Origin of the sequence: Ferrigenium kumadai (assembly GCF_018324385.1) — a bacterium.
GTDB classification, from domain to species: Bacteria; Pseudomonadota; Gammaproteobacteria; order Burkholderiales; family Gallionellaceae; genus Gallionella; species Gallionella kumadai.
On sequence record NZ_AP019536.1, the window covers coordinates 1,885,848 to 1,911,045 of the forward strand.

Consider the following 25,198-nt stretch of genomic DNA (forward strand, 5'->3'; position numbering starts at 1 on the left):
TTCCCGTTCAAATCTTCCAATGCCTGCTCAATACTTCCGGCACGCTGACCGGCTTGAAACTCTCCGCGCCGACGCACACCAGATGCACCTCGCCCTCGGCCAGCACCGCATCGCCGCGCAGCACGGTCTGCACCAGCGTAATGCGGCTGCGGCCGACATCCTTGAGCTGGGCGGTCACGCTCAGCATATCGTCGAGCAGCGCGGGCCGGAGATAGTTCAGTTCCAGCTTGCGCACGACGAACATCACGCCCAACTCCGTCATCAGGCCGGCGTTGCTGTAGCCGAAGGTACGCAACCACTCGGTGCGCGCACGCTCCATGAAATTCACATAGTTCGCGTGGTACACCACCCCGCCCGCATCGGTGTCCTGGTAATACACGCGCGTCGGCAGCGCGAAGACCTTGTGCCTACTCATCGAGCAGGTCTCCGATGACCGGGTTGTTCGCCACCGCCAGCCCGAAGTGGCGATAGGCGTTTGCGGTCGCGATGCGTCCGCGCGGCGTGCGCTGCAGATAGCCTTGCTGAATCAGGTAGGGTTCGAGGACATCCTCGATGGTGTCGCGCTCCTCGCCTATCGCGGCGGCGAGGTTGTCCACGCCGACCGGCCCGCCCATGAATTTCTCGATCACGGTCTGCAGCAATTTGCGGTCCATCACGTCCAGACCGCGCGCATCCACATCGAGCATCGTCAACGCGGCATCGGCCACCTCGCGCGTCGCGTCGCCACCCGCCTTCACGTCGGCGAAGTCGCGCACGCGGCGCAACAAACGGTTGGCGATGCGCGGCGTGCCGCGCGAACGGTTGGCGATCTCCAGCGCGCCTTCATCCGACAGGTTCATCTCCAGCAGATTCGCCGAGCGCAGCACGATGCGCTGCAATTCCTGCGGCGAATAGAATTCCAAGCGTGCCACGATGCCGAAACGGTCGCGCAGCGGATTGGTCAGCATGCCCGCGCGGGTGGTCGCACCGACCAGCGTGAACGGAGGCAGATCCAGCTTCACCGAACGCGCCGCCGGGCCTTCCCCGATCATGATGTCGATCTGGTAGTCCTCCAGCGCGGGATACAGGATCTCTTCGACCACCGGCGACAGGCGATGGATCTCATCGATGAACAGCACGTCGTGCGGCTCGAGGTTAGTGAGCAATGCAGCGAGGTCGCCCGCCCTCTCCAGCACCGGGCCGGAAGTGTGGCGCAGGTTGACTCCCATCTCGCGCGCGATGATCTGCGCCAGCGTGGTCTTGCCCAGGCCCGGCGGACCGAACAGCAACACGTGGTCGAGCGGCTCCTTGCGCCGCTTCGCGGCCTGGATGAATATCTCCAGTTGCCCGCGTATCTTCTCCTGCCCGACATATTCGTCGAGCTGTTTTGGACGCAGCGCGCGCTCCAGCGCCTCCTCCTGCGCCGAGGCGGGTGTGGCGGAAATGATGCGGGGCTGGGCGGACAGGTCGTCGTGCTGGATCATGCTTTGGATAATAACTTAAGTGCCTGGCGTATGCCGCCCGAGACATCGACATCCTTGGGCAGCTGCTTCGCGGCCCAGTCGGCTTCCTTCTCGCTGTAGCCGAGCGCAATCAGCGCATTGACGATGTCGTTGTCGGCGGAAGCGGTGATGCTTTCTGATGCCCCGCCCGCAAGCGCGGCGACCACGAACTTGCCCTGCAATTCCAGCAACAGGCGTTCGGCGGTCTTCTTGCCAACGCCCGGTATCTTGGTCAGCCGCCCCGCCTCCTTGTTCGCCACCGCCTGTGCCAGTTCGGACAGGCTCAGGCCGGACAACACCGACAGGGCCAGCTTCGGCCCGACGCCGCTGATCTTGAGCAACTGGCGGAAGGCGACCCGCTCTTCCTGGCTCAGGAAGCCGAACAGCAGGTGCGCATCCTCGCGCACGATAAGCTGTGTGTGCAGCACCACTTTTTCATTGAGGCCAGGTAGATTGTAGAAAGTGCTCATCGGCACGTCCACCTCGTAGCCCACACCCTGCACATCCAGCACGATCTGCGGCGGATTCTTTTCCAGCAATATTCCAGATAAACGACCGATCATTTCCTCATCCCAAAATCAAACCCAGCGACAACAATGCACCATGCGCCATCATCGCGGCGATGGTCAGTTTGATCGCATCGCCCAGTTGCTGCGGCTGCGCGGCATGCCGCAACAACAGCCGCGCGGCCTTGACACTCAACGGCAGCGCCAGAAACGCCAGCAAGGCCAACATCGGCAACCAGCCCAGCGCCACAACGGACAGTAGCCACGCGTAAGCCAGCAGGACGATCAGCACGTAGCCCCAGCGTGCATGCTGCACATCCAGCCTTGCCACCCAGTGCAGCTTGCCCGCCTCGGTGTCGGCCTTGCGGTCCGGAAACTGATTGATGTACAGCAGGTTCGTCGCCAGCAGCGCATATGACAAACCCGCGATGAACGGCGCGGCGGCAAAGCCTTTGCGCTGCACGAAATCCGTTCCCACCGTGATCGACAGGATTCCCGCCGCCACACACAGTTCGCCCTGCCCGCGGCTGTTCAGGCGGAACGGCGGCGCGGAATACGCCCAGCCGATGAACAGCCCCGCGAGACCGATGTAAATCAGTTGCGGCGACGAGGCCAGCATCAGCCACAGCCCGGCTGCGGCCACGCACGCCAGCAGCACGAAGCCGAAGTTGCGCGTCTGCGCCAGCGTCAGCACGCCATTCTGGATGAAGCGGCTGCCTCCGGTGAACGGGAAGATGCGCTCGACATTGCGCGCATCGGTGCCGTTCAGCGCATCGTAATAATCGTTCAGCACATTGGTCCCGGCCTGCGCCATCAGCGCGAACAGCAGCGTGACAGCCGCCAGAGCCGCATCGACGGCAAGACCGTCGTGGCGTGCGATCGCCAGGCCGATCAGACAGGCCATCAGGCTCGCGGTGAGGAAGGCCGGGCGGGTCGCTGCGACATAGCGCGCGAACGGATTCTGTAATGCATCCAGCGTCGGCTCCAGCGGCTGCGTCATACCAGCCTCCCTCCCCGAACCTTGTATCCCTTTGTTGCCAGTGCGCCCATCGTTCCCAGACCGCCGTGTGCGTGGCAGATGGCGCAGGCCAGCGCGTCCGCCGCATCCGGGCTGGGCGTGCCGGACAGGTTCAGCAGCCGCGTCACCATGGCCTGCACCTGCTCCTTGTCGGCGTGGCCGTTGCCGACTACCGCCTGCTTCACCTGCAAGGCGGTGTATTCCGCCACCGGCAGGTCGGCCGACACCGCCGCGCAGATCGCCGCGCCGCGGGCCTGGCCGAGCAACAGTGTGGATTGCGGATTGACGTTGACGAACACCTTTTCCACCGCCGCCAGTTGCGGCCGGTGCTGCTCGATCACTTCGCGCAACGAATCGAGGATCACCTTCAGCCGCCCCGGCAACTCGCCGTCCGGCGTCCTGATGCAGCCGCTGGCGACGTAGTGCAACTGTTGCCCTTCTTTATCGAGAATGCCAAAACCCGTCACTCGAAGACCCGGATCAATGCCAAGTATCCTCGTTGTCATACGCTGAACCGCGAACTGAAATGGCGGAGACGGGTTTCGGTGCAGACTAACTTGCGCATGCAAGTTATGTCGAAACCAAAACCACGATAAGTTATGCCGAAAATGCGGATGACTTACTCCTCAATGACAGCCGTCGTAAAGACTTCCTGCACATCGTCCAGGTCTTCCAGTGCGTCGAGCAGTTTCTGCATCTTAACCGCGTCGTCGCCGGTGAACTCCACCTCATTGGCCGGCTTCATGATGACTTCGCCGAATTCAGGCTTGTAGCCGGCCGCCTCCAGCGCCTGCTTCACGTTCACGAAATCGTTCGGTGCGGTGATCACTTCGATGCTGCCGTCGTCGTTGGTGACGATATCTTCCGCACCGGCATCCAGCGCGACTTCCATCAGGCCGTTCTCATCGGTGCCCGGCGCGAAGATCATCTGACCGCAATGCTTGAACATGAAAGCCACCGAGCCATCCGTGCCGAGGTTGCCGCCGTACTTGGAAAAGGCGTGGCGCACGTCGGCGACGGTACGGGTCTTGTTGTCGGTCATGCAGTCCACCATCACCGCCGCGCCGTTGATGCCGTAACCTTCGTAGCGAATCTCCTGATACTCCACGCCTTCGAGCTCGCCGCTGCCGCGCTTGATCGCACGCTCGACGTTGTCCTTGGGCATGTTGTTCGAATAGGCCTTGTCCATCGCCAGGCGCAGACGCGGATTGGTGCCCGGGTCGCCGCCGCCCATGCGCGCCGCCACGGTAATCTCCTTGATCAGCCGCGTGAAAATCTTGCCGCGCTTGGCATCCTGCCTGCCCTTGCGGTGTTGGATGTTCGCCCATTTGCTGTGTCCAGCCATATTGCTCTCCGAAAACCTGTTACATCATTCAAAAAAATAACCCCGCGATGGTATCATTTTCGCCCCTTTACCCCAACCCAAGCCCCGACATGACCGAGCCGCTGCTGATCGCCAAGAACGACGAACACGAACTCTTCCTGCTGCCGCAGATGGCGAACCGCCACGGGCTGATCACGGGGGCGACCGGCACCGGCAAGACCGTCACGCTGCAGTCGCTGGCGGAGTCGTTCAGCCGCATCGGCGTGCCGGTGTTCCTCTCCGACATCAAGGGCGACCTGTCCGGCATGAGCAAAACTGGTGGCGGGAACGCCAAGGTCGCGGCGCGTGTGGAACAACTGAAGCTGGAAAACTTCGCGCATCGCGCCTATCCGGTGACGTTCTGGGACGTATTCGGGACGATGGGCCACCCGCTGCGCGCCACCGTATCCGACATGGGGCCGCAGCTGCTGGGGCGCATGCTCAACCTCAACGAGGTGCAGCAAGGTGTTCTGACGCTGGTATTCAAGATCGCCGACGACAGCGGCCTGTTGCTGCTCGATCTGAAGGACCTGCGCGCGATGGTGCAGCATGTCGGCGACAACTCCAGCGAATACACCACCGAATACGGCAACATCTCCACCGCCAGCATAGGCGCGATCCAGCGCGGACTGCTGCAGATCGAGACGCAAGGCGGCGACAAGCTGTTCGGCGAGCCGATGCTCAACATCGAGGACCTGATGCAGACCGACGCCAACGGCTTGGGCATGATCAACATCCTCGCCGCCGACCAGCTGATGACCTCGCCTAAGGTGTATTCGACCATGCTGCTGTGGCTGCTGGCCGAGCTGTTCGAGAACCTGCCGGAAGCCGGCGACCTCGCCAAACCCAAGATGGTGTTCTTCTTCGACGAGGCGCACCTGCTGTTCAACGACGCGCCCGCGGTGCTGCTCGACAAGATCGAGCAGGTCGTGCGCCTGATCCGTTCCAAGGGCGTGGGCGTCTATTTCGTCACGCAGAACCCCGCCGACGTGCCGGACAAGGTGTTGGGGCAGCTCGGAAACCGAGTGCAGCATGCGCTGCGCGCCTTCAGCCCGCGCGACCAGAAGGCAGTGAAGGCCGCCGCCGAGACCATGCGCGACAACCCCGAACTCGACGAGGCTTCCGCGATCACCGAGCTCGGCGTCGGCGAGGCCCTGGTCTCCTGCCTGGACGAGCAGGGCCGCCCCGGCATCGTCGAGCGTGCCTTCGTCGTGCCGCCGCAGGCGCAGATCGGCCCGATCAGCGAAGCGGAACGCAAAGCCGTCATCGCGGGTTCGCTGCTCGCAGGGCATTATGAAACAGCCGTGGATCGTGAATCCGCTTACGAGATACTCAAGGGGCGCGCCACCGAGAAACAGGCCGCATCCCAGCCGGCTCAGGCACCCGCCTCGAGCGGCGGCTTGGGCGGGATACTCGGCAGCGTGCTGGGCGGCAGTGGTGGAAGCCGTGGCCGGGAAAGCGCGGCAGAAGCCTTGGCCAAGAGCGCCGCGCGCGCCATCGGTTCGGAAGTCGGACGCCAGATCATCCGCGGCGTGCTGGGTTCGCTGCTCGGCAAACGGCGCTAAGGCCCAGCCGCTCAGCGCAAGCGTTGCATTAACAGCGCCTCGAACTCTTCGGGAGGAACGGGTCTGGAGATCAGGTAGCCCTGGATGTAGTCGCAACCGGCCGCAGCCAGTAACTCTTCCTGCTCCCTGGTCTCCACCCCCTCGGCGATGACCTTCAGCCCTAGCTTGTGCGCCATGACGATGATGGCCTCGCACAACGCCATATCGTCGGTATCCTTGCTCAGGTTACGCACGAAGGCCTGATCGATCTTGAGGTAGTCGATATCGAATTTCTTGAGGTAGGACAACGAGGAATAGCCCGTGCCGAAATCGTCGAGCGAGACCTGGATGCCCGCATCATGGAAAGCGCCCAGCTTGTCGTATACATGGGGCGTCGCATCCATCAACAGCCCTTCGGTGATCTCGATGGAGATGCTCTGCCCTGGCAGCCCCAGTTCCTGCAAATAGCCGAACCATGATTGGTAAGGGCTGTCATTGTTGCAAAACTGGATGGGCGATTTGTTCACGCTGATCTGGAAATCGGGGTGGTGCATCTCCCGCAAGCGCTTCGCCTGGCGCGCCGCCTCCCTGAACACCCAGTCGCCGATCTCGACGATCATCCCCGTTTCTTCGGCCAACGGGATGAACTCCGCCGGGCTGACCAATCCGCGCACCGGGTGCTCCCAGCGTATCAGCGCCTCGGCCTTGTGGATGCTGTTCGAACCCAAATCCACGATGGGCTGGAAATAGACCTTGAACTGGTTGTTCTCAAGCGCGCCGCGCAAGTCGTTGGTCAGGCGCATGCGCGCTTCGGCGGCCTGCTGCAAGGCGGGAGTGAAGTAACTGTAACGGTTGCGGCCGCGGGCCTTGGCGGCATACATGGCCTGGTCTGCGTTCTTGAGCAGGCTGTCGATCACGGTCGCGTCATTGGGGTACAGGGTGATGCCCAGGCTGGCGGAAATGAAAATCTTGTCCTCTGCCAGCAGGAAGGGCGCCGCCAGTTTGCCGATGATGCTCTGCGCGATGCGATCGATGCTGGCGGCATCTTCCAGTTCGGACAGGATGACGGTGAACTCGTCGCCCCCTATCCGCGCAACTGTATCGGACTCGCGCACGCACTCGACGATGCGCCGCGCGGCCTCGACCAGCAGGATATCCCCCATGTCGTGCCCCAGGGTATCGTTCACCTCCTTGAATTTATCGAGGTCGATGAACATCAATGCCATCGGCAGATTGGCACGGTGCGCTTTTTTGATCTCCTGCTCCAGCCGGTCGCGGAACATGCGGCGGTTGGGCAGGCCGGTGAGCGTGTCGAAATTGGCCTGCCGCCAGATCAACTCTTCCGATTTTTTCTTCTCGGTGATGTTTTCGACGATGGACCAGATGAATTTTTCGCCGTCGCTGGCGGTGATCAACACCCCATTCAGGCGTACAGGGAAACGTATTCCCTCTCTGTTGATGTATTCTTTCTCATAGGGCCCGTACCGCGAAAAACGGCTCAGCGATTCAAGTTGCTGCGCTTCCTCCTCCTTATACTCGAGCGGCGTAATGTCCCAGTAGCTCATCTTGTTCAACTCGTCGAGAGAATAGCCCAGCATGTCCAGTGACGCGGAATTGGCCTCAACGAAGCGCCCATCCATCGAATTGAGGATCATGCCCAAGGGAGACATTTCAAACATCGACCGGAATCGCTCTTCGCTCCACCTGAGCTCCTGTTCGGCCTGCAGCTTCTCGGTCACATCGTCGTAGATCGACACAAGCTCGCCGCTGGGCAACTTGTACACGTAGTTTTCGCGCCAGCCGGAAATGCGCCCATCCTGGTAAAAGGCAACGGGAACCTGTTCCGGTTCACCGCTCTGCCATACGCGCTTGAACACATCGAGCAGGCCGAACTCCTCGATGCCGGGGAATATCTCCACCACATTCTTGCCGACCAGGTTCTTGCGCCGCATGTTTTCGATGCGTTCCGCCGCACGGTTGACCGACGCAACCACAAAATCCTGCCCGTCGGCCGATGCCCGGTACACCACCGCGCCGCTGCTCATGCTTTCGAACAAGGCAGTCAGGGTGGACTGGCTCTCGCGCAATACTTCTTCGTCGCGCAGCAACTGCAGGTTCTTCTCCAGCAACTCCGCCGTCCGCTCCTGAACGCGCTGGGTCAGCTCCCGGTTGAGCAGCGCCAGTCTGTTCTCGGCGTCGTGGTGACGCAGCCGGTCCAGCCCGTTGGTCGCCAGCACCCGTGCAAAGTTCGCATAGAACTGCGTGATCGCCTCGACACGCTCCCCGGGAATGACGGGGACCTTGTCCACGGCCTCCAGGTAGCCGTTTTCATCGAAGCCGAATTCCTGCGCCTGACGACGGAAGAAGTCGAGATCGGGAGGTGCGGTGAAGAATTGGCCGGTAAAGACGTTCGCCACATGCTGGCCATCGACCACGATAGGCGCGGCGGTATCGACCAGACCATTCAGGCAGCCGTATACCGCGAACGGTGCCCCGTTCAGCATGCTCTCGACGAGGGAAGTGTCGCTTGCTATGCAGCGGCCGCAGGTGGTTGGATTGACGCGGTGATACTTGACGCAAACATCCTGCCAACCCGAACTGGTGATGACGATGCCGTCCACGTCGATGATGGCATTGGCAATCCCGATCACCTGATTAAAGCTGTCCATCAATGCCTGCAGGCTTGCAACATCAACCAGTTCGGAGAATTTTATGCGCTTCTTCGTCGTATCCAGCATGAATCTGTTTCTCGAAAATTCCACATCAGCAATGGTGTCTATTTTGCCCCAAGCGGAGCAAAATGTGATGGATATTTTGGGGCACAAAAACACCGTCCGTCTGTCACATGCATGTAGTACTGCTCGATTTTTAAGCTATCGCCCCCCCCCCACTTTTCGATTGGTTATCCTCGCAAAGGAGAACATCATGTCCCACCCTATTGGCAAACAGGAACCCGTTCGCATCCAGACAGGACAAGTGCAACTGGAAGGCAATCTCGCCCTGCCGGAGGGCGCAAAGGGAGTGGTGCTGTTCGCCCACGGCAGCGGCAGCAGCCGTTTCAGCCCGCGCAACAACTTCGTCGCAGGTGAATTGTTCGACGCCGGGGTCGGCAGCCTGCTCATCGATCTGCTCACCCCCGCCGAGGATGCCGATTACGACACCCGTTTCGACATCCCGTTGCTGACCACCCGGCTGACGGGAACGACAGCATGGTTGCAGCGACATCCGGCCACGCAGGCATTGAAGATCGGTTATTTCGGCGCCAGCACCGGTGCGGCGGCGGCACTGCAGGCGGCTGCGGAACTGGGCAAGGAGATTTCGGCGGTGGTCTCTCGCGGCGGGCGCCCGGATCTGGCTGGGGAGCTCGCCTTGAGCAAGGTCGGCGCCCCCACGCTGCTCATCGTCGGCGGCCATGACGACGTGGTGATCCAGCTCAACCGGATGGCTTACGCCAGCCTCACCTGCGAAAAGGAACTCGTCATCGTGCCGGGCGCCACGCACCTGTTCGAAGAGCCCGGCACGCTGGAGCAGGTCGCGCAGCATGCCGCCGTCTGGTTCAAGAAATATCTCGGTTAGGGGAGGGCTCGCCGGTAGCGGCCAGGATATCGATCACTTCCTCATCCGTTACCTGCTGGAAGTCCATGTAGAACTGCCCCACCGCATGGAAACCGGACGGCGCAGAGAGGCACACGACACGGTCGGCATAACCGCGCACCTTTTCCAGGGTATCGGGCGGCGCGACCGGCACCGCGCAAACCAGCTCCGCCGGTTGCTTCGCCCGCAACGCGTGCAGAGCGGCGATCATGGTCGAACCTGTCGCCAACCCGTCGTCGATGACGATGACCACGCGCCCTGCTGGATCGATGGGAGGCCGCACCGGCGTATATTGTGCGCGCCGCCGCCGCATGGTTTCCATCTGCTCGGCGATCTCCCCCTCGATGTACTCCCTGTCCGCCCCGGCGCTCGCGGCGTAATCGGCGACGTAGGACCAGCCGCTTTCGTCGACCGAACCGATGGCGAACTCGGGACTGCCCGGCGCGCGCAGCTTGCGCACCAGGACCACATCCACCTCACCGCCTAATTGCTCGGCAATAACTTGCGCCATCGGCACGGCACCGCGCGGTATCGCCAGGATCAGGGGATGCCTGCCGCGGTATTCGGCGAGCGCCTCGGCGAGTTGTTTGGCCGCCGCAATCCGGTTCGCAAAGAACATGGTCCACCTCCAGTCGCCCTATTCTGCGCTTGCAGGCAAAAAATGGAAGGGGGGATTCGCCTTATATGGCAGCCGACTGGGCATTGAGCTCAATCCAACGAGCTTTCGCCCCGCCGTTTAGGCTCACAGACAAAGATCAGGAACGCGGCCTCAAGCCAGGACGGACATGGCCATGGATTTTTCCGCGATACCGCCGCGCTTGAGCATGACGAGATGTTCGGCCTCCTCGCGCGCAGTGACCTTCGCCAGATAGGCAATGTTCTTCTCGATGGATTCCAGGTAATAGTTGTTCCCGGTGCCGAAAACTTCCCTGAAGTGGAAGACCAGCTTGGCATACAGCCCCTGATAGGCGCTATCCAGCTTTTCCTGGGTGATTTCGTAAAACCTCCTGGTCTGGCGCAGCATGTCGTGCACGCTCTGATAGTTCCCGAAGTTCGCCTCCTTGAACTCCAGGTACAGGAACAGCAGCTTCTCCAGATACGTGCGATCGGCCATCTGCCCGACCAGGTCGGCAGTTCCGACGAGTTGTCCCAACAGGCGGCAATGCTCGTCCGGGAAAGGTATCTGTGCGAATGGATAACCCGGATCGGTACTGCGGATCATGCATTCCAGTTTCGCAGTAAAGGACAGTGGGAAGTTCCGTTCGTCGGCATAGTGCAGCATGAACTCAATGCCGCGAGCGACATGGCACTTCGTGAACTGCGCACCGGTGCCATTCCCCTCGCCTTCCTTTTGTGCATAGCCAATATCGTGCATCAGCGTGGCCATCATGACCAGGGATATCTCGTCGGCGCCCAGACGGGTACCCGAGACATGCACGCCATGCATCAGCCGCACCGCGCACAGGAACACATCCAGCGTATGGGGCAGATCGTGATACGGCGTCTTGATGGGGCAGTAGCCGGGATATTTGCCCCGGAACAGGCGCACCACGTCATCAAATACGGTACGCGCCAACGCGAGATCGCACGCGGGATCGATGAGGCCGACGATACCGGCCACCTTCGCCCACACCACCTCCGCATCGCTGTTGGCGAACAGGCTGTTTATCTCATCCGTATCAGGAGCGATCTTCATGTCGATAAATTCAGGGCTTCGAATTCCCGGTTTACCTGGCCAGCCGCACTGCCCCCTAGACGTTGAACAGGAAGTTCATGACGTCGCCGTCCTGCACCACGTAATCCTTGCCCTCGACGCGCATCTTGCCTTTTTCCTTGGCACCGGCCTCGCCGCCGCAGGCGATGAAGTCGGCGTAGGAGATGGTCTGCGCCCGGATGAAGCCGCGCTCGAAGTCGGTGTGGATCACGCCCGCCGCCTGCGGCGCGGTGTCGCCCTTATGGATGGTCCAGGCGCGCACTTCCTTCACCCCAGCGGTGAAGTAGGTTTGCAGGCCGAGCAGGTCGTAGCCGGTGCGGATCAGCCGGTTCAGGCCAGGCTCTTCCAGGCCCAGATCGGCGAGGAATTCCTTCTTGTCGGCGTCATCCAGATCGGCCAGTTCCGCCTCGATCTTGGCGCACAGCGCCACCACCGGCGCCCCCTCCTTCGCTGCATATTCGCGCAACCGGTCGAGATAGGGATTGTTCTCGAAACCGTCTTCCAGCACGTTGCCGACGTACATCGCGGGCTTGATGGTGAGCAGGCACAGCGGCTTGACCAGCTGCGTATCTTCCTCGCTCAAACCGAAGGTGCGCGCGGGCTTGCCTTCGTTCAGGTGTGGCAGCAAACGCTCCAGCACGGCAACCAGCTTCTGCGCATCCTTGTCGCCGGACTTGGCCTTCTTGCCGTCGCGCTGGATGGTGCGTTCCACCACAGCGAGGTCGGCCAGTGCCAGCTCGGTGATGATGACCTCGATATCGGCCAGCGGATCGACCTTGCCGGCCACGTGCACCACGTTCGGGTCATCGAAGCAGCGCACCACGTTGACGATGGCATCGGTCTCGCGGATGTTGGCGAGGAACTGGTTGCCCAGGCCTTCGCCCTTGGATGCGCCAGCGACCAGGCCCGCGATGTCGACGAATTCGACGATGGCATACTGCATGCGCTGCGGCTTGACGATCTTCGCCAGCTCATCCATGCGCGGGTCCGGCACCTCGACGATGCCGACGTTGGGCTCGATGGTGCAGAAGGGATAATTCTCCGCGGCGATGCCCGCCTTGGTCAGCGCGTTGAACATGGTGGACTTGCCGACATTGGGCAGACCGACGATACCGCATTTGAGACTCATGTTTTTTCCTCTAATTTAACAGGATGCGGGGTACGGGATACAGGATACAGACAACCCCTGTATTCCGTATCCTGTCTCCCGACTCCTAATTACTGTGCAGCTTCAACATCGCTGCTTCGGTTTTGCCTTCGATGACCAGATGCGCGACATCCAGCGCGCGCCGCATCGCCTCTTCGATCAGTTCGCGCTCTTCGCGGCGCGGGTCGTGCAACACGAAGTTCGACACCTCGCTGCGCTCGCCCGGATGGCCGATGCCGAGCCGCAGCCGCCAGAAGTCCTTCGTGCCGAGCTGGGCGATGATGTCCTTCAGGCCGTTGTGGCCGCCGTGGCCACCGCCCAGTTTAAGCTTGGCGCTGCCCGGTGGCAGGTCCAGTTCGTCGTGCACGACCAGTATCTCGGCGGGCGCGATCTTGTAGAACTGTGCCAGCGCGCCGACGGCGCGGCCGCTCACGTTCATGAAGGTCTGCGGCTTGAGCAGGAACACCTCGTTTCCATGCAGTTGACCGCGAGCAGCCAAGCCGTGGAACTTGGCCTCGCTCCTGAAGCTCAGGTTTTGCGAATGCGCGAACTCGTCCACCCACCAGAATCCGGCGTTGTGGCGGGTGGTTTCGTATTCACGCCCGGGATTGCCCAGGCCGACGATCAAACGTATAGAGGACATGTTCAAAATGAAAAACCCGCCATGCCGGAATCAGCAGTGGCGGGTTGCACAGGTTGACCCTTTGCTTACTTCTTGGCTTCCTTGGCAGCCGGTGCGGCGGCAGCTTCGGCAGTCGCTTCTGCAGCAGCCTCAACCGTACCGCGCGGAACCTGAACGGTCACCACCACAGCTTCGGCGGTATGAGTGCCATGTGCAGCGATCTCCACGCCCTTCGGCAGCTTCAGATCGGAAACGTGCACGGAATGGCCCAACTCCAGCTTGCCCAGATCGACTTCGATGAAGGTCGGCAGGTCCTTGGGCAGGCAGGTGATGTCCAGTTCGGTCATCACGTGGCTGATCTTGCCGCCGCCGGTCTTCACGCCGGGCGCGATTTCTTCGTTCAGGAAGTGCAGCGGCACCTTTTTGTGCATCTTGTGCGTCGCGTCCACGCGCTGGAAGTCGATATGCTGGACTTGCTGGCGGAACGGGTGCATCACGAAGTCGCGCAACAGCACGGATTCCTTCTTGCCATCCAGGTTCAGCGTCAACAGGGAAGCGTGGAACGCCTCGTCACGCAGCTTGTAGTACAGATCGTTGTGATCCAGTTCGATCATGGCCACGTCGCCGGAACCATAGACAATTCCTGGCACGCGGCCGGAATTACGCAGACGGCGGCTCGCACCCGTACCTTGCGCCTTGCGAATTGTTGCATTGATTTCGATAGTCATTTCACTTCTCCAAAAAACAGAACCGCCCGCGACCAGGCGATTCCGGGTTCGCGGCAACCAACGTGGTTGCCGCTAAAACTTGAGGGCGGGTTTGAAACCCGCCCCTACTTTATTCGGTGAACAGCGAGCTCACCGACTCTTCGTTGTTGATGCGGCGGATGGTTTCCGCCAGCAGTTCCGCCGTGCTCAGCTGGCGGATGCGCTTGCAGTTGCGCGCCGCTTCGCTCAGCGGGATCGTGTCGGTAACCACCAGCTCGTCCAGTGCAGAGTTTTCGATGCGTTCGATCGCCGGACCTGATAGCACCGGATGGGTACAGTAGGCCAGCACGCGCGCCGCGCCCTTTTCCTTCAGCGCATTGGCGGCTTCGCACAAGGTGTTGGCGGTGTCGACCATATCGTCCATGATCAGACAAGTACGCCCCACCACGTCGCCGATGATGTTCATCACCTTCGCCACGTTCGGCTTGGGACGGCGCTTGTCGATGATCGCCAGGTCGGCATCCAGTTGCTTGGCCAGGGCGCGGGCACGCACCACACCGCCCACATCCGGCGACACCACGATCAGGTTGGGGTAATTCTGCTTCCACACGTCCGACAGCAGGATCGGGCTGGCATAGATGTTGTCCACTGGGATATCGAAGAAGCCCTGGATCTGGTCGGAGTGCAGGTCCATGGTCAACAAGCGGTCCACACCGGCGCTGCTCAGCATGTCGGCCACCACCTTGGCAGTGATCGCCACACGAGCCGAGCGCGGACGGCGATCCTGACGTGCATAACCGAAATAGGGCAATGCAGCAGTGATACGACCGGCGGAGGCGCGCTTCAGCGCATCCACCATCACCATCACTTCCATCAGGTTGTCATTGGTCGGCGCGCAGGTGGATTGCAGAACGAACACATCCTTGCCGCGCACGTTCTCCAGCAACTCCACCATCACCTCGCCGTCGGAGAAGCGGCCTACCGTGGCGCGCCCGAGATGGATATGAAGATGCTGCGCGACCGCTTCAGCGAGCTTAGGATTGGCATTACCGGTGAACACCATCAAGCTGTCGTAAGACACGTGCAACCCCTCAAAGAATCGGAAAAAAGGGCACACGCCCTGGAAATTAGCCCCGGCCGCTCGCTCGCGCCGGAACTGTATTTGGCTGGGGAGGTAGGGATCGAACCTACGAATGCCGGAATCAAAATCCGGTGCCTTACCACTTGGCGACTCCCCAATAACTTACTTGGGCATCCAATCGTGCAATGGATGCTTTACTAAACCTTGCGCCACCACGCCGCGCATATTATGCGGCAACTGCCTTATCACTGCTTCGGCCTGGCTGCGACTTTCAAACTCGGCGAACACGCACGCACCCGATCCGGTCATCACCGCCTGGCCGAAATTGCCCAGCCAAGCTATATAACGCGCCACTTCCGGGTAAAGCTTGCACACCACGGATTGCAGATCGTTGCGAAGTTTTCGCCCCTCTTGGAGCCTCAGGTCCGAGAGGGCGCGCATTGTGATAGAAACCGAGTCGCGTGTCAATTCCGGATGCGTAAAAATTTGTACGGTCGGTACATGCACCGGCGGAAACAGCACTACATACCACGCTTCCGGCAAAGGATAGGCCTGCAATTGTTCGCCCACACCCTCGGCAAAAGCGTTCTCGCCGAACACGAACACCGGCACGTCCGCGCCCAGACGCAAACCCAGCTGCATCAGGCGTTCGCGCGACAAGTTAAGCTGCCACAGACGATTCAAAGCGATCAACGTGGTCGCCGCATCCGAACTGCCGCCCCCCAGGCCGCCTCCCATCGGGATGCGTTTTTCCACCGCGATATCCACGCCCAGCTTGCAACCGGTCTCATCTTGCAGCAGCCGCGCCGCACGCACGCACAGATCCTGATCCTCCGCCACGCCCTCGATCGCATTGCTGCGATGCACCGCCCCGTCTTCGCGCAAAGAGAAATGCAGCATGTCGTGCAGATCGATGAAACGGAACAAGGTTTGCAGCATGTGATAACCGTCCGGCCTGCGCCCGACCACGTGCAAGAACAGGTTGAGCTTCGCCGGGGCGGGACAACTGATGGTTTGTTTCACTGGATTTCCCATTCGTCGATCAACAGTTGTACCTGCAAGTTGTCACGGCTCAGTTGCAAGCGCGCCGGCAGGCTGTCCGCCCTGTCGCCGGCATACCGCTGATACCGCACCTCCCAGCCATCCTGGCGCAACACCGTGATCCGCCCTTCGGCATCGCGTTCGATCTGCGCCTGGCTTTCCGCCAGCGGCAGCCCCAGCACCCAATGGTGCAAGCCGTTCAGAGGCAGTTGCCAGCCCAGCACCTGCTGCATCAGCGATTCCGCATCCCCAGCCTGGTAATGCCGTCCTCCGTCGTCCAGCGTTGCGCCAGAGGCATCGCGATACACGCGCGCGGCGGTCTGCCCGAGCGGTGCAAGCAACAGGACTTCGTCGGATTGCGCTTGGTGCACCCAGCGCAGCCCGGCGGAATGGCGTGTGCCGTTATGCCTGACCGCGATGCGCCCGTTCAGCGCGAACGACGCCGCCTCCGGTTGTGCTGGACGAGCGGCCGGCGCGGGCGATGTCGGCAGCAACGCGCAGCCGCTCAAAAGAGCCAGCCAGAGCAGAACGATCAAACGCATTACGGCGCCGTGAATTTTTTGATGACCGCCTGCAGCAGGGTGTTGCCGGGATGGGCATTGAGGCTGTCCTGCCATACCTTCCTGGCCTCGTCCTTGTCGCCGCGCACCCACAACACTTCGCCCAGATGAGCCGCGACCTCGGGATCGGGATTGCCCGCAAAGGCGCGCCGCAGCATCTTCACGCTCTCGTCAAGCCTGCCGCTGCGGTAATAGCCCCAACCCACGCTGTCCATGATGGCGGCATCGTCTGGCGCGAGCTGCAACGCCTTCTCGACCAGTTCGAGCGCCTCGGGGATGCGCACATTGCGCTCCAGCAGGCTGTAGCCGAGCGCATTGTAGGCATGCGCATGATCCGGCTTGATCTGGATCAGCTTGCGCAGCAAGCGCTCGGAGATCTCATACTTGCCGAGTTTGTCCGCCAGCATCGCGGTCTCGTAGAGCAGATCGGGATGGTTCGGCAGTTTCTCCAACCCCTGCTGCAACACCTGGTAGGCATCCTCGATGCGCTGTGCCTCGCGCAGCAATTGCGCCTCGATCAGCAGCAATTGCACGCGCTGCTGGTTGTCGACGGCCTGCGCCCGGTGCAGGAACTCCAGCGCCTCGTCCAGCTTGCCGCGCTTGCTCAGCAGGTAAGCCACGCGCAACTGTGACGCGAACAGGTACTCGCCGCCCTTCACCTCGCGGTAATGCGCCAGCGCCTCATCCTCATCCTCTTTCGCTTCCCCCAGCTGACCGAGGTAATACTGCACCGAATCCTGATCCTTCTTGCCTTTCTCCAGCGCCAGCTTGAGCTGTGCTTCGGCGCCCTTCAGATCGTTCATCTGCAGGGATATCAGGGCGATGGCAAAGGCGAGCTCCGGGCTGTCCGGATTGTCCTGCGCCAGCCGCTGGAACTCGTCGCGCGACTCCCGGTATTGCTTCTGCTCCAGCAAAGCGCGGGCATATTGCAGGCGGATTTCGCGCGCTTGCGGATTGCCGGACAAATAGCGGTGCAGCACCTCCAGCCCTTCCCGCGGCGAGTCCTTCATCAGCAACTGCGCCTCCAGCGACACGGCCATATCCCACTCGGGCCGCAGTTTGCGTGCCTCGCGTATCTCGTTCAGCGCAAGCGGGTTGTCGCCTGCGAGTTGCGCCAGCTGCGCCACCGCCCAATGCGCCTCGGCGACCTGTGCATAAGGCTGCGCCAGTTCGCGCACCAATTTCAGCACGGCGGCCTTGTCCGGATAGGGGGCGACCAGCTGGAATAGCTGTATGAAATTCTGTCCGGCCTTGGCTTCATCGGCCTTCAGTATCTTGGCCAGCTCCTGACGCGCCTCGTCCAGCTTGCCGCCACGCAGCAGGGTCGAAGCCAGCATGCGCGCCGCCACCGGCGAATCCGGCTCGACTGCCTGCCACTGGCGCAGCGCCTCGATCGCCTTGTTCATATCGCCGGACTCGAATGCCAGTTGCGCGGAACGGCGCGCGAGGCGCGGATCGTGAGTCTTCTTGACCAGGTCGGCACCGCCTTCCGCGGCCAGCGTCTTGTACCCGCGCTGCGACGCGATCTCGGTCAGCAGGTATTCATACAGCAACTCATCGCTCAACGCGACGTTGGGCAATTTGAGTTCCGGTTCCGCAGAGGCTTGTGCCGAAGCGGCGGGCGCGGGCGCAGCAGCAGGCTCGGGGCGCTGCGGCGCCTGCGCGCAAGCGGCGAGCAGCAGGCTGCACAGAATGAGTGATTCGGAGCGCTTCATCGAAATATATGATTTTGATGCGGGCGCACATATTAGGTTATATTCAACCCAACTCACAACCACGGCTTTTCTTACCTTGTCCGACACCACTCCCGAAACAACGCTTTCCGCACGCAACCTGATGCGCCGCTTCGGCAACCGGCAGATCGTCAACGATGTATCGCTGGAACTGAAACGCGGCGAGGTGCTCGGCCTGCTGGGCCACAACGGCGCGGGCAAGAGCACCACGATGCAGATGCTGACCGGCTGCCTGCTGCCCGACAGCGGCACCATCGAGATCTGCGGCATCGACCTGCTGCACCGCCCCCTGCTGGCGAAGGCGCATATCGGCTACCTGCCCGAGACCCCGCCGCTGTACCGCGAACTCAGCGTGGAAAGTTACCTGACCTTCGCCGCCCGCCTGCGCGGCATGAAACCCGCCGCCGTCGCCGAGGCCGTTGAGCAAGCCACGCGGCACTGCGGACTGGAATCGGTACGCAAAAAGACCATAGCCACGCTCTCTAAAGGCTACCAGCAGCGCGTCGGCATTGCCCAGGCCGTCGTCCACTCGCCCGACGTGATCGTGCTGGACGAACCGACCGTCGGCCTCGACCCGGCACAGATCCGCGACATCCGCCATCTGATCCGCGAACTGGGCAACAAGAGCAGCGTGATCCTCTCCACCCACCTGCTGGGCGAAGTGGAAAGCGTGTGCGACAGCGTGCAGATCATGCAGCATGGCAAGCTGATCTACGGTGACACGACGTCCGCGCTGATGAGCTACGGCGGAGAACCGGGCAAGCTGGAAGAGAACTTCATTCGCATTACGGAGCCGCACGTATGATCCGCCTGCTTGCCCTGCGCGAACTGCGCAGCCTGTTCGCCCTGCCCTCGACCTGGTTCATCCTCGCCGCCCTGCAATTCGTCTTCGCGTGGTTCTTCCTGGCGCGGCTGGAAGCCTTCCTCCAGCTCCAGCCGCAGCTTGCCCAGCTCGCCAATGCCCCCGGTGTCACCGCCACCATCGCCGCGCCGATGTTCAACACCGTCGCGCTGCTGCTGATGATGCTGGTGCCTATGTTCACCATGCGCCTGATCGCCGAAGAGCGCCGCAACCAGACGCTGCCGCTGCTGCTCTCCTCGCCGCTGTCCAGCCGCCACATCGTGCTCGGCAAGTTCTTCGGACTGCTGGTCTTCCTGATGCTGCTGGCATGCGGCGTGCCGCTGATGCTCTACACCCTGGCGCTCGGCACCGCGCTCGACCACGGGCTGATGCTGTCCAACCTGCTGGGCCTGCTGCTGCTCACCGCCAGCTACGTCGCGATTGGTCTGTATATTTCCGCACTCACCTCCCAGCCGGTCATCGCCGCCATCGGCGCGCTGGCGGCATTGGCGGGGCTATGGCTGGCCGACATCGGCGCCACGGCGGAAGATTCGCCCTGGCACGCGCTCTCGCCGCTCAATCACTTCCAGAGCTTCAATAGCGGCTTGCTGGACAGCGGCGATGCCGCCTTCTTCGTGCTGTTCAGCACGGCATTCCTGCTGCTGGCGATGCGCCGCGTCCACAACAACCGCATCTACGGATAACTCATGCTGCGCAAATTCCTCACCGCACTATCGCTGCGCAATGTCCTGATCGTCCTGCTGGTCGCTGCCACGACAACCGGCCTGTACCAGCTCGCCAAACGCTATCACCTGCAACGCGACGTCACCCACAACGCACTCAACAGCTTGGAGCCTTCGAGCGTACAAGTGCTCAAACAGCTCAAGGGGCCGGTGAACATCATCGTCTACGCCACCGAGCAGGACCCGCGCCTAGGCGACATCCGCAAGGTCATCCGCGACTTCGTCTCGCTATATCAACGCTACAAGAGCGACATCAACCTGACGTTCATCGACCCGGAAAAAGAACCCGAGAAGACTCGTGCCGCGGGCATCCAGCTCAACGGCGAGATGGTGATCGAGCATGCGGGGCGCAGTGAGCACCTCACCCAGCTCAACGAGTCCATCCTCACCGGCACGCTGCTGCGCTTGGCGCACAGCCGTGAGCAACTGGTGATGTATCTGGACGGCCACGGCGAACGCAAACTGGACGGCATCGCCAACTACGATCTCGGGTCGCCGTTCGGCGCCAAGCTCAAACGGAATGGCTTCCGCATCGCCAGCCTCAACCTCGCACTCGCGCAGGAAGTTCCGGACAACGCCAGCATGCTGGTCATCACCCAGCCGCAGCTCGACCTGATGCCTGGCGAAGTGGATAAGCTGCTGCGTTACGTGGAACACGGCGGCAACCTGCTGTGGCTGGTGGATGCCGAGCCGTTGCACGGGCTGGAGCGCCTCGCCGAAAGACTCGATCTGCTACTGCCGCCCGGCATCGTCATCGACCCGTCCGCCGCCGAGATGAATGCGCCCGCCACCTGGTCGCTCGGGGCGGCCTATCCGCCGCATGCGGTGACCCGCAACTTCAACCTGATCACCGCCTTCCCCGAGGCGCGCTCCATCGCTTGGGGCGAGAGCCCAGAGTGGGAGCACCATGTACTGGTCGAAGCCGCACCGCGCGGCTGGGTCAGCCGCAACAAACCAGGCGGCAAACCGCGCTTCGACAAACAGCACGACACGCCGGGCCCCGCCGCCATCGCCGTGGCGCTGCAACGCAGCGTCGACGATCGCGAACAGCGCATCGTGGTCGTCGGCAGCGGCGCCTTCCTCGCCAACAGCTTCGCCGGCAACGGCGGCAACGTGGACCTGGGCGTGAATATGGTGAACTGGCTCGCCAGCGAGGAGCGCCTCATCACCATCCAGCCGCGCGCCGCGAAGGACAGCAGCCTGGTACTGAGCCAAACCCAGCTCAACGTCATCAGCATCGTCTTCCTGCTCGGCCTGCCGCTGCTGCTCTGCGGCGCGGGAGGCTATGTGTGGTGGAAACGCCGTCGTGCATAGAGTTGATTCCCCTCCCCCGCATGCGGGGGATAACCAGCGACTTGGCGGCGTTGCCGCCTAGTCGAATGGCTAATAGTTTCATCAGGGGTTAGGGGAGAGGTATGCCCGAACTACCCGAAGTAGAAACCACCCTGCGCGGACTCGCACCTCACCTCGTCGGCCAGACCATCGCGGATGTCGTCATCCGCCATCCCCAGTTGCGCTGGCCTGTTCCACACAACCTGCCCAAGCTGCTGCGCGGCCAGACCATCCGCCGCCTGCACCGCCGCGCGAAATACCTGCTGGTCGAGTTCGACCACGGCACACTGATCCTGCATTTGGGCATGTCCGGCAGCCTGCGCATTCTGCCTGCGAAGACGCCGCCGGAGAAACACGACCACTTCGACCTGGTGCTGGCCGACGGCAAGCTGATGCGATTACGAGACCCGCGCCGTTTCGGCGCTGTGCTGTGGCACGAGGGCGATGCCGCGCAGCACCCGCTGCTCGCCGCGCTCGGCCCGGAACCGCTTGAAAGGGATTTCGACGCCGAACACCTCTACCGAGCCACGCGCAACAAGACCGCCGCGATCAAGCTGGTCATCATGGACAACCGCGTGGTCGTCGGTGTCGGCAACATCTACGCCAACGAGGCGCTGTTCCGCGCCGGCATCCGCCCCCAGCTCGCAGCGGGTAAGCTCAGCCGCGAACGTTGCGCGCAATTGGTGCGGGAGATACGCGCGACCCTGTCTGACGCGATCGAGAAAGGCGGCAGCACCCTGCGCGATTTCGTGAACAGCGACGGCAAGCCGGGTTACTTCCAGCAGCACTACTGGGTGTACGGCCGCGCGGGCGAACCCTGCCGCCGTTGCGGCGCTTCCATCAAGCAGGTCAAACAGGGCCAGCGCTCGAGCTTCTACTGTCCGCACTGCCAGCGTTAGGCTGGGCAATCCACCCACCGCAATACTACCCGGCACCGCCTCCCATTCAGCAATCCGGCGTATTGCCCCCTGCATGCCGCACGCGCAGGATGCAACTGCGCGGGACAGCAGCGATGCGGCATAGCCCGCCACCGTTCAACCAATCGAGGAGAACGATCATGAACAACCATGCGATGGCGTCCGTCCTGCTTGCCATGCTTTTCGGTGCCCACCCGGCGATTGCCGCAAACGGCAAAGTCACCATCTCCTCGCCGGCGGAAGGCGCGACGGTCGCGGCAGGCCAAAAGATCAAGTTAAGTTACATGGCCGATACCGGCTACGAGGGAGACCATCTCCACCTCAATGTGGACGGCAAGCGGATGGACGTCATCCGCCAGCTGAAGGGAACCGTCGAGGTCGATGCGCTCGCACCGGGCAAGCACAAGCTTTGCCTCGCGGTGAACACCAAGGGGCACGTTCCGACCGGACCCGGAGCCTGCGTCAACGTCACCGCAAAATGAGCGATGCGCAGAACCTGGCCTATTCGGCCGTCCAGGTCCTGCATAATTTCGGGGCGGTCGCGACGGTAGGCGGTTCGTTCGCCGCCCTGCTCGCGCCACCCGAGTCCCGCGAAAAACTTGCCTGGCTAGCCTTCGCCGGGTGGGCGACCCAGGCCGTCAGCGGCTCGGCCTTCGGGCTGACGAGCTACTTCTTCTATCACCGCTTCCCCGACATCTCCGGGATCGCGATGGCCGCCCTGGCGGTAAAGATATTGTGCGTGGCGTTTGGCTTCCTGCTGGTGGCGGCCTATCTCCTGCCGTGCCCGGTCTGCCAGGACCGGATCAGGAAGCTGGTATGGCCTGCCTCGACGACACTCGCCGCCACTGCGCTGACTGCAGCAGCCTTCCTGCGCTGGTTCGCCTGATCGCTGAATTGCCCGCGCCCGGTCGGGCTAGGCACGTTTGAAGAACTGGAAGTTGTTCCTGCCGCTCTCTTTGGCACGATACATGGCGTGGTCGGCATGATGGATGAGCGCCTTGTCATCACCCGCATCGTCCGGGTAAATCGCCGCGCCGATACTGAACGTCACGGTCAGGCTATGCTCACCGATCTGATACGGTTCCGACATGACGGAAATGATTTTGTGCGCGACTTTTGCCACGTCGTCAGCGCCGGCGATATCTTCCAGCAGGACCATGAATTCGTCGCCGCCCTGGCGGCAGATGGTATCGGACTCGCGCACGCAGGACTTCACCCGCTCTGCGACGGATTGCAGCAACAGGTCACCTGCCAGATGGCCCAGCCTGTCGTTGATGTCCTTGAACTTGTCCAGATCGAGGAACATCAGCGCGGTCTTTTTCCCGTTACGGCTGGCGATCACTAGCGCACGCTTCAGGCGATCCGCGAACAGCGCACGATTGGGCAGTTTGGTGAGTGAGTCGTAATGCGCGAGGAACTCGATGCGCTGCTCGGCCTCCTTGCGCTTGGTGATGTCCGAGAACAGCGAGATGTAGTTGATGGTCTCGCCCCTGTGGTTCTTCACCACGCCAATGGACAGCCACTCCGGATAGATCTCGCCATTCTTGCGCCGGTTCCAGATCTCGCCGCTCCACTGCCCGGTCTCATTCAGCGTCATCCACATCGTGTTGTAGAACTCTGCCGTCTGCTTGCCCGAGCTGAGTACCTTCGGATTCTTGCCCATCATCTCGTCGGCGGTATAACCGGTGATCTCGACGAACGCCGGATTCACCGCGACGATGTTGCGCTGCGCATCGGTGATGACAATCGCCTCGCTGCTGTTGTCGAACATCTTGGCGAAGAGCTGCAGGCGTGCAGTCGCGTCCTCCAGCTTCCCGACCAGCACGTTGAAGCTCTGCGCCATCTCGCCGATGTCCGGGTTGTTGGCGTCCACATCGGCGCGCCTGGACAGGTCCATGTCATGCTGTATCTCAGCCATCGTGTCATGGAGCTTCCTGACCGGACGGGAAATGTTGCGCACAATGACCATGCGCACAAACAGCGAGATGATGACCAGCAGCAGCACTTGCAGGACGATGTGGCCGATCCAAAGCAAGTCCTTGATCTCGGCGAGTTGGGCTTCTTCTTCCGTCAGATCGATGGTCACGCTGGCGGCGCCATTGACGCTGCCGGCTTCGGCGCTGTGGCAGGCAAGGCAATCGGTACCGCGGAAGTTCCGTTGCGCGATGAACGGCACCACCACCCGCAGCGCCTCGCGCCCGTCGGCGAGCGTCACCCTGTGGAACAGCGTCTTGCCGGTCGCCAGCACCTCGCGATCCATGGCGTCGGCCGCCTGCTCCTCGGGCAGCCCGGGGCCGAACTGCTCGACCACCGACCTGCCGCGGATGATGCGCAATTCGGCTATCCCGCGAGATTGCGACATCTTGTCCAACAGCAGCCTGCGATTCCCGGGGTCGGATACCTGCCCGGTCAGCATCAGCATGTTCATGCCGTTGATGAGACCGTCCGCCGTCTCTTCGGCATGCGATTCGGCGGCGCGATCGATCTGCACCTCGAAACGGTCGACCACCCATTCCATCAAGATGAAGAACAGGATGATGAGCGTGCCCTGGATCAGAATGTGCAGTTTTTCCTGCACCCCGATCCTGAGCCACTGCTTTCGGATCACGTTCATCCAGGGATACCCGGCGCGCTTGTGCCGGCGCCTACAGCTTGATGAAGTTGTCGCGGTAGTGGCGCATCTCGGCGATGGACTCGTAGATGTCGGCCAGCGCCTCGTGCTTGCCGTGCTTCTTGAGTCCGTTGGCGACTTCAGGCTTCCAGCGCTTCACCAGCTCTTTAAGCGTGCTCACGTCGAGGTTGCGGTAGTGGAAATACTCTTCCAGTTGCGGCATCCAGCGCGCGAGGAAACGGCGGTCTTGGCAGATGGAGTTGCCGCACATCGGCGAGATGCGCGCCGGCACGTATTCCTTGAGGAATGCCAGCATCTGCACTTCCACTGCGGCCTCGTCCAGCGTGGAGGCTTTTACCTTGTCGATCAGGCCGGACTTGCCGTGGGTGGACTTGTTCCAGTTGTCCATGCCGTCGAGCACGCTGTCCGGCTGGTGCACCACCAGCACGGGCGCCTCTGCGACCGTCTCCAGGTTGCTGTCGGTGACTACCAACGCGACCTCGATGACGCGGTCGTTGTCCGGAGACAACCCTGTCATCTCCATGTCTATCCAGATCAGGTAATTTTGGTTCTGTGCCATAATTCGCGCGTCTAAAAATATGAACGGTAAGGCGCGTATTGTGTCACAACCACGCCCATTCCG

Annotated in this window: 26 protein-coding genes and 1 tRNA gene; 8 read left to right on the plus strand and 19 right to left on the minus strand. The window is 61.8% G+C overall.

What is annotated here, in order from left to right:
* Nucleotides 1-7: 7 nt before the first annotated feature.
* The 6 genes from ybgC to FGKAn22_RS09015 all read right to left on the minus strand — a co-directional run bounded on the left by ybgC (nt 8) and on the right by FGKAn22_RS09015 (nt 4,350).
* Complete coding sequence (ybgC, locus tag FGKAn22_RS08990; RefSeq protein ID WP_212785312.1) at nt 8-415, minus strand: tol-pal system-associated acyl-CoA thioesterase; 408 nt, start codon at nt 413-415, stop codon at nt 8-10.
* Nucleotides 408-1,463, minus strand: a complete 1,056-nt coding sequence (gene ruvB / locus FGKAn22_RS08995; protein WP_212785313.1) for a Holliday junction branch migration DNA helicase RuvB — start codon at nt 1,461-1,463, stop codon at nt 408-410. Before ruvB ends, ybgC begins: the two co-directional genes overlap by 8 nt.
* Nucleotides 1,460-2,044, minus strand: coding sequence for a Holliday junction branch migration protein RuvA (gene ruvA, locus FGKAn22_RS09000; RefSeq protein WP_212785314.1), 585 nt, complete (start codon nt 2,042-2,044; stop codon nt 1,460-1,462). The genes ruvB and ruvA overlap by 4 nt, the downstream gene beginning before the upstream one ends.
* A gap of 4 nt (nt 2,045-2,048) precedes the next feature.
* Nucleotides 2,049-2,987 carry a prenyltransferase gene (locus FGKAn22_RS09005; RefSeq protein WP_212785315.1) on the minus strand — a complete coding sequence of 313 codons (939 nt, stop codon included), beginning with the start codon at nt 2,985-2,987 and terminating at the stop codon, nt 2,049-2,051.
* A complete protein-coding gene (gene ruvC, locus FGKAn22_RS09010) occupies nt 2,984-3,511 on the minus strand; it encodes a crossover junction endodeoxyribonuclease RuvC (protein WP_212785316.1) in 528 nt (175 codons plus the stop codon). The genes FGKAn22_RS09005 and ruvC overlap by 4 nt, the downstream gene beginning before the upstream one ends.
* A 113-nt stretch (nt 3,512-3,624) precedes the next feature.
* The gene (locus FGKAn22_RS09015) at nt 3,625-4,350 is read right to left on the minus strand and encodes a YebC/PmpR family DNA-binding transcriptional regulator (RefSeq protein WP_212785317.1); all 726 of its coding nucleotides are present in this window, start codon (nt 4,348-4,350) and stop codon (nt 3,625-3,627) included.
* Between the two features lie 89 nt (nt 4,351-4,439).
* On the opposite strand from FGKAn22_RS09015, the gene FGKAn22_RS09020 reads away from it, so the two are divergent.
* Entirely contained in the window at nt 4,440-5,933 is a 1,494-nt protein-coding gene (locus tag FGKAn22_RS09020; protein WP_212785318.1) for a helicase HerA-like domain-containing protein, read from the plus strand.
* An 11-nt stretch (nt 5,934-5,944) separates the two neighbouring features.
* Here FGKAn22_RS09020 and FGKAn22_RS09025 read toward each other — a convergent pair whose 3' ends face one another.
* Complete coding sequence (locus tag FGKAn22_RS09025; RefSeq protein ID WP_212785319.1) at nt 5,945-8,650, minus strand: EAL domain-containing protein; 2,706 nt, start codon at nt 8,648-8,650, stop codon at nt 5,945-5,947.
* Nucleotides 8,651-8,837: 187 nt separating this feature from the next.
* On the opposite strand from FGKAn22_RS09025, the gene FGKAn22_RS09030 reads away from it, so the two are divergent.
* Nucleotides 8,838-9,488, plus strand: coding sequence for a dienelactone hydrolase family protein (locus tag FGKAn22_RS09030; RefSeq protein WP_212785320.1), 651 nt, complete (start codon nt 8,838-8,840; stop codon nt 9,486-9,488).
* Here FGKAn22_RS09030 and FGKAn22_RS09035 read toward each other — a convergent pair.
* From FGKAn22_RS09035 to FGKAn22_RS09080, 10 genes are all read right to left on the minus strand, one after another.
* On the minus strand, nt 9,469-10,125 hold the full coding sequence (locus FGKAn22_RS09035; protein ID WP_212785321.1) for a phosphoribosyltransferase: 657 nt from the start codon (nt 10,123-10,125) through the stop codon (nt 9,469-9,471). The genes FGKAn22_RS09030 and FGKAn22_RS09035 overlap by 20 nt on opposite strands.
* A 150-nt stretch (nt 10,126-10,275) precedes the next feature.
* Nucleotides 10,276-11,202, minus strand: a complete 927-nt coding sequence (locus FGKAn22_RS09040; protein ID WP_212785322.1) for an HD domain-containing protein — start codon at nt 11,200-11,202, stop codon at nt 10,276-10,278.
* A 55-nt stretch (nt 11,203-11,257) separates the two neighbouring features.
* Nucleotides 11,258-12,349: a redox-regulated ATPase YchF gene (gene ychF, locus FGKAn22_RS09045; RefSeq protein WP_212785323.1), complete on the minus strand. Its 1,092-nt coding sequence runs from the start codon at nt 12,347-12,349 to the stop codon at nt 11,258-11,260.
* Between the two features lie 85 nt (nt 12,350-12,434).
* Complete coding sequence (pth, locus tag FGKAn22_RS09050) at nt 12,435-13,010, minus strand: aminoacyl-tRNA hydrolase (protein ID WP_212785324.1); 576 nt, start codon at nt 13,008-13,010, stop codon at nt 12,435-12,437.
* A 65-nt stretch (nt 13,011-13,075) separates the two neighbouring features.
* Nucleotides 13,076-13,717: a 50S ribosomal protein L25/general stress protein Ctc gene (locus tag FGKAn22_RS09055; RefSeq protein WP_212785325.1), complete on the minus strand. Its 642-nt coding sequence runs from the start codon at nt 13,715-13,717 to the stop codon at nt 13,076-13,078.
* Nucleotides 13,718-13,826: 109 nt separating this feature from the next.
* Complete coding sequence (locus tag FGKAn22_RS09060; protein ID WP_281411869.1) at nt 13,827-14,777, minus strand: ribose-phosphate diphosphokinase; 951 nt, start codon at nt 14,775-14,777, stop codon at nt 13,827-13,829.
* An 82-nt stretch (nt 14,778-14,859) separates the two neighbouring features.
* Nucleotides 14,860-14,934: transfer RNA gene (locus FGKAn22_RS09065), tRNA-Gln, on the minus strand.
* Between the two features lie 5 nt (nt 14,935-14,939).
* Nucleotides 14,940-15,800, minus strand: coding sequence for a 4-(cytidine 5'-diphospho)-2-C-methyl-D-erythritol kinase (gene ispE / locus FGKAn22_RS09070; protein ID WP_246487378.1), 861 nt, complete (start codon nt 15,798-15,800; stop codon nt 14,940-14,942).
* Nucleotides 15,797-16,360: a lipoprotein insertase outer membrane protein LolB gene (lolB, locus tag FGKAn22_RS09075; protein ID WP_212785327.1), complete on the minus strand. Its 564-nt coding sequence runs from the start codon at nt 16,358-16,360 to the stop codon at nt 15,797-15,799. Before lolB ends, ispE begins: the two co-directional genes overlap by 4 nt.
* Nucleotides 16,360-18,093, minus strand: a complete 1,734-nt coding sequence (locus FGKAn22_RS09080) for a tetratricopeptide repeat protein (protein ID WP_212785328.1) — start codon at nt 18,091-18,093, stop codon at nt 16,360-16,362. Before FGKAn22_RS09080 ends, lolB begins: the two co-directional genes overlap by 1 nt.
* Nucleotides 18,094-18,169: 76 nt before the next feature.
* On the opposite strand from FGKAn22_RS09080, the gene FGKAn22_RS09085 reads away from it, so the two are divergent.
* From FGKAn22_RS09085 to FGKAn22_RS09110, 6 genes are all read left to right on the plus strand, one after another.
* On the plus strand, nt 18,170-18,916 hold the full coding sequence (locus FGKAn22_RS09085; RefSeq protein WP_246487379.1) for an ABC transporter ATP-binding protein: 747 nt from the start codon (nt 18,170-18,172) through the stop codon (nt 18,914-18,916).
* Nucleotides 18,913-19,656: an ABC transporter permease gene (locus FGKAn22_RS09090; protein ID WP_212785330.1), complete on the plus strand. Its 744-nt coding sequence runs from the start codon at nt 18,913-18,915 to the stop codon at nt 19,654-19,656. The genes FGKAn22_RS09085 and FGKAn22_RS09090 overlap by 4 nt, the downstream gene beginning before the upstream one ends.
* Nucleotides 19,657-19,659: 3 nt before the next feature.
* Nucleotides 19,660-21,009, plus strand: a complete 1,350-nt coding sequence (locus FGKAn22_RS09095; RefSeq protein ID WP_212785331.1) for a GldG family protein — start codon at nt 19,660-19,662, stop codon at nt 21,007-21,009.
* Nucleotides 21,010-21,110: 101 nt separating this feature from the next.
* A complete protein-coding gene (gene mutM / locus FGKAn22_RS09100; RefSeq protein ID WP_212785332.1) occupies nt 21,111-21,926 on the plus strand; it encodes a bifunctional DNA-formamidopyrimidine glycosylase/DNA-(apurinic or apyrimidinic site) lyase in 816 nt (271 codons plus the stop codon).
* A gap of 158 nt (nt 21,927-22,084) precedes the next feature.
* The gene (locus FGKAn22_RS09105; protein WP_212785333.1) at nt 22,085-22,426 is read left to right on the plus strand and encodes a M23 family metallopeptidase; all 342 of its coding nucleotides are present in this window, start codon (nt 22,085-22,087) and stop codon (nt 22,424-22,426) included.
* The gene (locus FGKAn22_RS09110; protein WP_212785334.1) at nt 22,423-22,830 is read left to right on the plus strand and encodes a hypothetical protein; all 408 of its coding nucleotides are present in this window, start codon (nt 22,423-22,425) and stop codon (nt 22,828-22,830) included. The genes FGKAn22_RS09105 and FGKAn22_RS09110 overlap by 4 nt, the downstream gene beginning before the upstream one ends.
* A gap of 27 nt (nt 22,831-22,857) precedes the next feature.
* On the opposite strand, the gene FGKAn22_RS09115 is transcribed toward FGKAn22_RS09110, so the two are convergent.
* Both FGKAn22_RS09115 and orn read right to left on the minus strand, forming a co-directional pair.
* Complete coding sequence (locus FGKAn22_RS09115; RefSeq protein ID WP_212785335.1) at nt 22,858-24,558, minus strand: diguanylate cyclase domain-containing protein; 1,701 nt, start codon at nt 24,556-24,558, stop codon at nt 22,858-22,860.
* Between the two features lie 31 nt (nt 24,559-24,589).
* A complete protein-coding gene (gene orn / locus FGKAn22_RS09120) occupies nt 24,590-25,135 on the minus strand; it encodes an oligoribonuclease (RefSeq protein WP_212785336.1) in 546 nt (181 codons plus the stop codon).
* Between the last annotated feature and the right edge of the window lie 63 nt (nt 25,136-25,198).

Coding starts and splice junctions, on each gene's coding strand:
- ybgC (WP_212785312.1), bottom strand. CDS start 415: ATGAGTAGGCACAAGGTCTTCGCGCTGCCGACGCGCGTGTATTACCAG.
- ruvB (WP_212785313.1), bottom strand. CDS start 1,463: ATGATCCAGCACGACGACCTGTCCGCCCAGCCCCGCATCATTTCCGCC.
- ruvA (WP_212785314.1), bottom strand. CDS start 2,044: ATGATCGGTCGTTTATCTGGAATATTGCTGGAAAAGAATCCGCCGCAG.
- FGKAn22_RS09005 (WP_212785315.1), bottom strand. CDS start 2,987: ATGACGCAGCCGCTGGAGCCGACGCTGGATGCATTACAGAATCCGTTC.
- ruvC (WP_212785316.1), bottom strand. CDS start 3,511: ATGACAACGAGGATACTTGGCATTGATCCGGGTCTTCGAGTGACGGGT.
- FGKAn22_RS09015 (WP_212785317.1), bottom strand. CDS start 4,350: ATGGCTGGACACAGCAAATGGGCGAACATCCAACACCGCAAGGGCAGG.
- FGKAn22_RS09020 (WP_212785318.1), top strand. CDS start 4,440: ATGACCGAGCCGCTGCTGATCGCCAAGAACGACGAACACGAACTCTTC.
- FGKAn22_RS09025 (WP_212785319.1), bottom strand. CDS start 8,650: ATGCTGGATACGACGAAGAAGCGCATAAAATTCTCCGAACTGGTTGAT.
- FGKAn22_RS09030 (WP_212785320.1), top strand. CDS start 8,838: ATGTCCCACCCTATTGGCAAACAGGAACCCGTTCGCATCCAGACAGGA.
- FGKAn22_RS09035 (WP_212785321.1), bottom strand. CDS start 10,125: ATGTTCTTTGCGAACCGGATTGCGGCGGCCAAACAACTCGCCGAGGCG.
- FGKAn22_RS09040 (WP_212785322.1), bottom strand. CDS start 11,202: ATGAAGATCGCTCCTGATACGGATGAGATAAACAGCCTGTTCGCCAAC.
- ychF (WP_212785323.1), bottom strand. CDS start 12,349: ATGAGTCTCAAATGCGGTATCGTCGGTCTGCCCAATGTCGGCAAGTCC.
- pth (WP_212785324.1), bottom strand. CDS start 13,010: ATGTCCTCTATACGTTTGATCGTCGGCCTGGGCAATCCCGGGCGTGAA.
- FGKAn22_RS09055 (WP_212785325.1), bottom strand. CDS start 13,717: ATGACTATCGAAATCAATGCAACAATTCGCAAGGCGCAAGGTACGGGT.
- lolB (WP_212785327.1), bottom strand. CDS start 16,360: ATGCGTTTGATCGTTCTGCTCTGGCTGGCTCTTTTGAGCGGCTGCGCG.
- FGKAn22_RS09080 (WP_212785328.1), bottom strand. CDS start 18,093: ATGAAGCGCTCCGAATCACTCATTCTGTGCAGCCTGCTGCTCGCCGCT.
- FGKAn22_RS09090 (WP_212785330.1), top strand. CDS start 18,913: ATGATCCGCCTGCTTGCCCTGCGCGAACTGCGCAGCCTGTTCGCCCTG.
- FGKAn22_RS09095 (WP_212785331.1), top strand. CDS start 19,660: ATGCTGCGCAAATTCCTCACCGCACTATCGCTGCGCAATGTCCTGATC.
- mutM (WP_212785332.1), top strand. CDS start 21,111: ATGCCCGAACTACCCGAAGTAGAAACCACCCTGCGCGGACTCGCACCT.
- FGKAn22_RS09105 (WP_212785333.1), top strand. CDS start 22,085: ATGAACAACCATGCGATGGCGTCCGTCCTGCTTGCCATGCTTTTCGGT.
- FGKAn22_RS09110 (WP_212785334.1), top strand. CDS start 22,423: ATGAGCGATGCGCAGAACCTGGCCTATTCGGCCGTCCAGGTCCTGCAT.
- FGKAn22_RS09115 (WP_212785335.1), bottom strand. CDS start 24,558: ATGAACGTGATCCGAAAGCAGTGGCTCAGGATCGGGGTGCAGGAAAAA.
- orn (WP_212785336.1), bottom strand. CDS start 25,135: ATGGCACAGAACCAAAATTACCTGATCTGGATAGACATGGAGATGACA.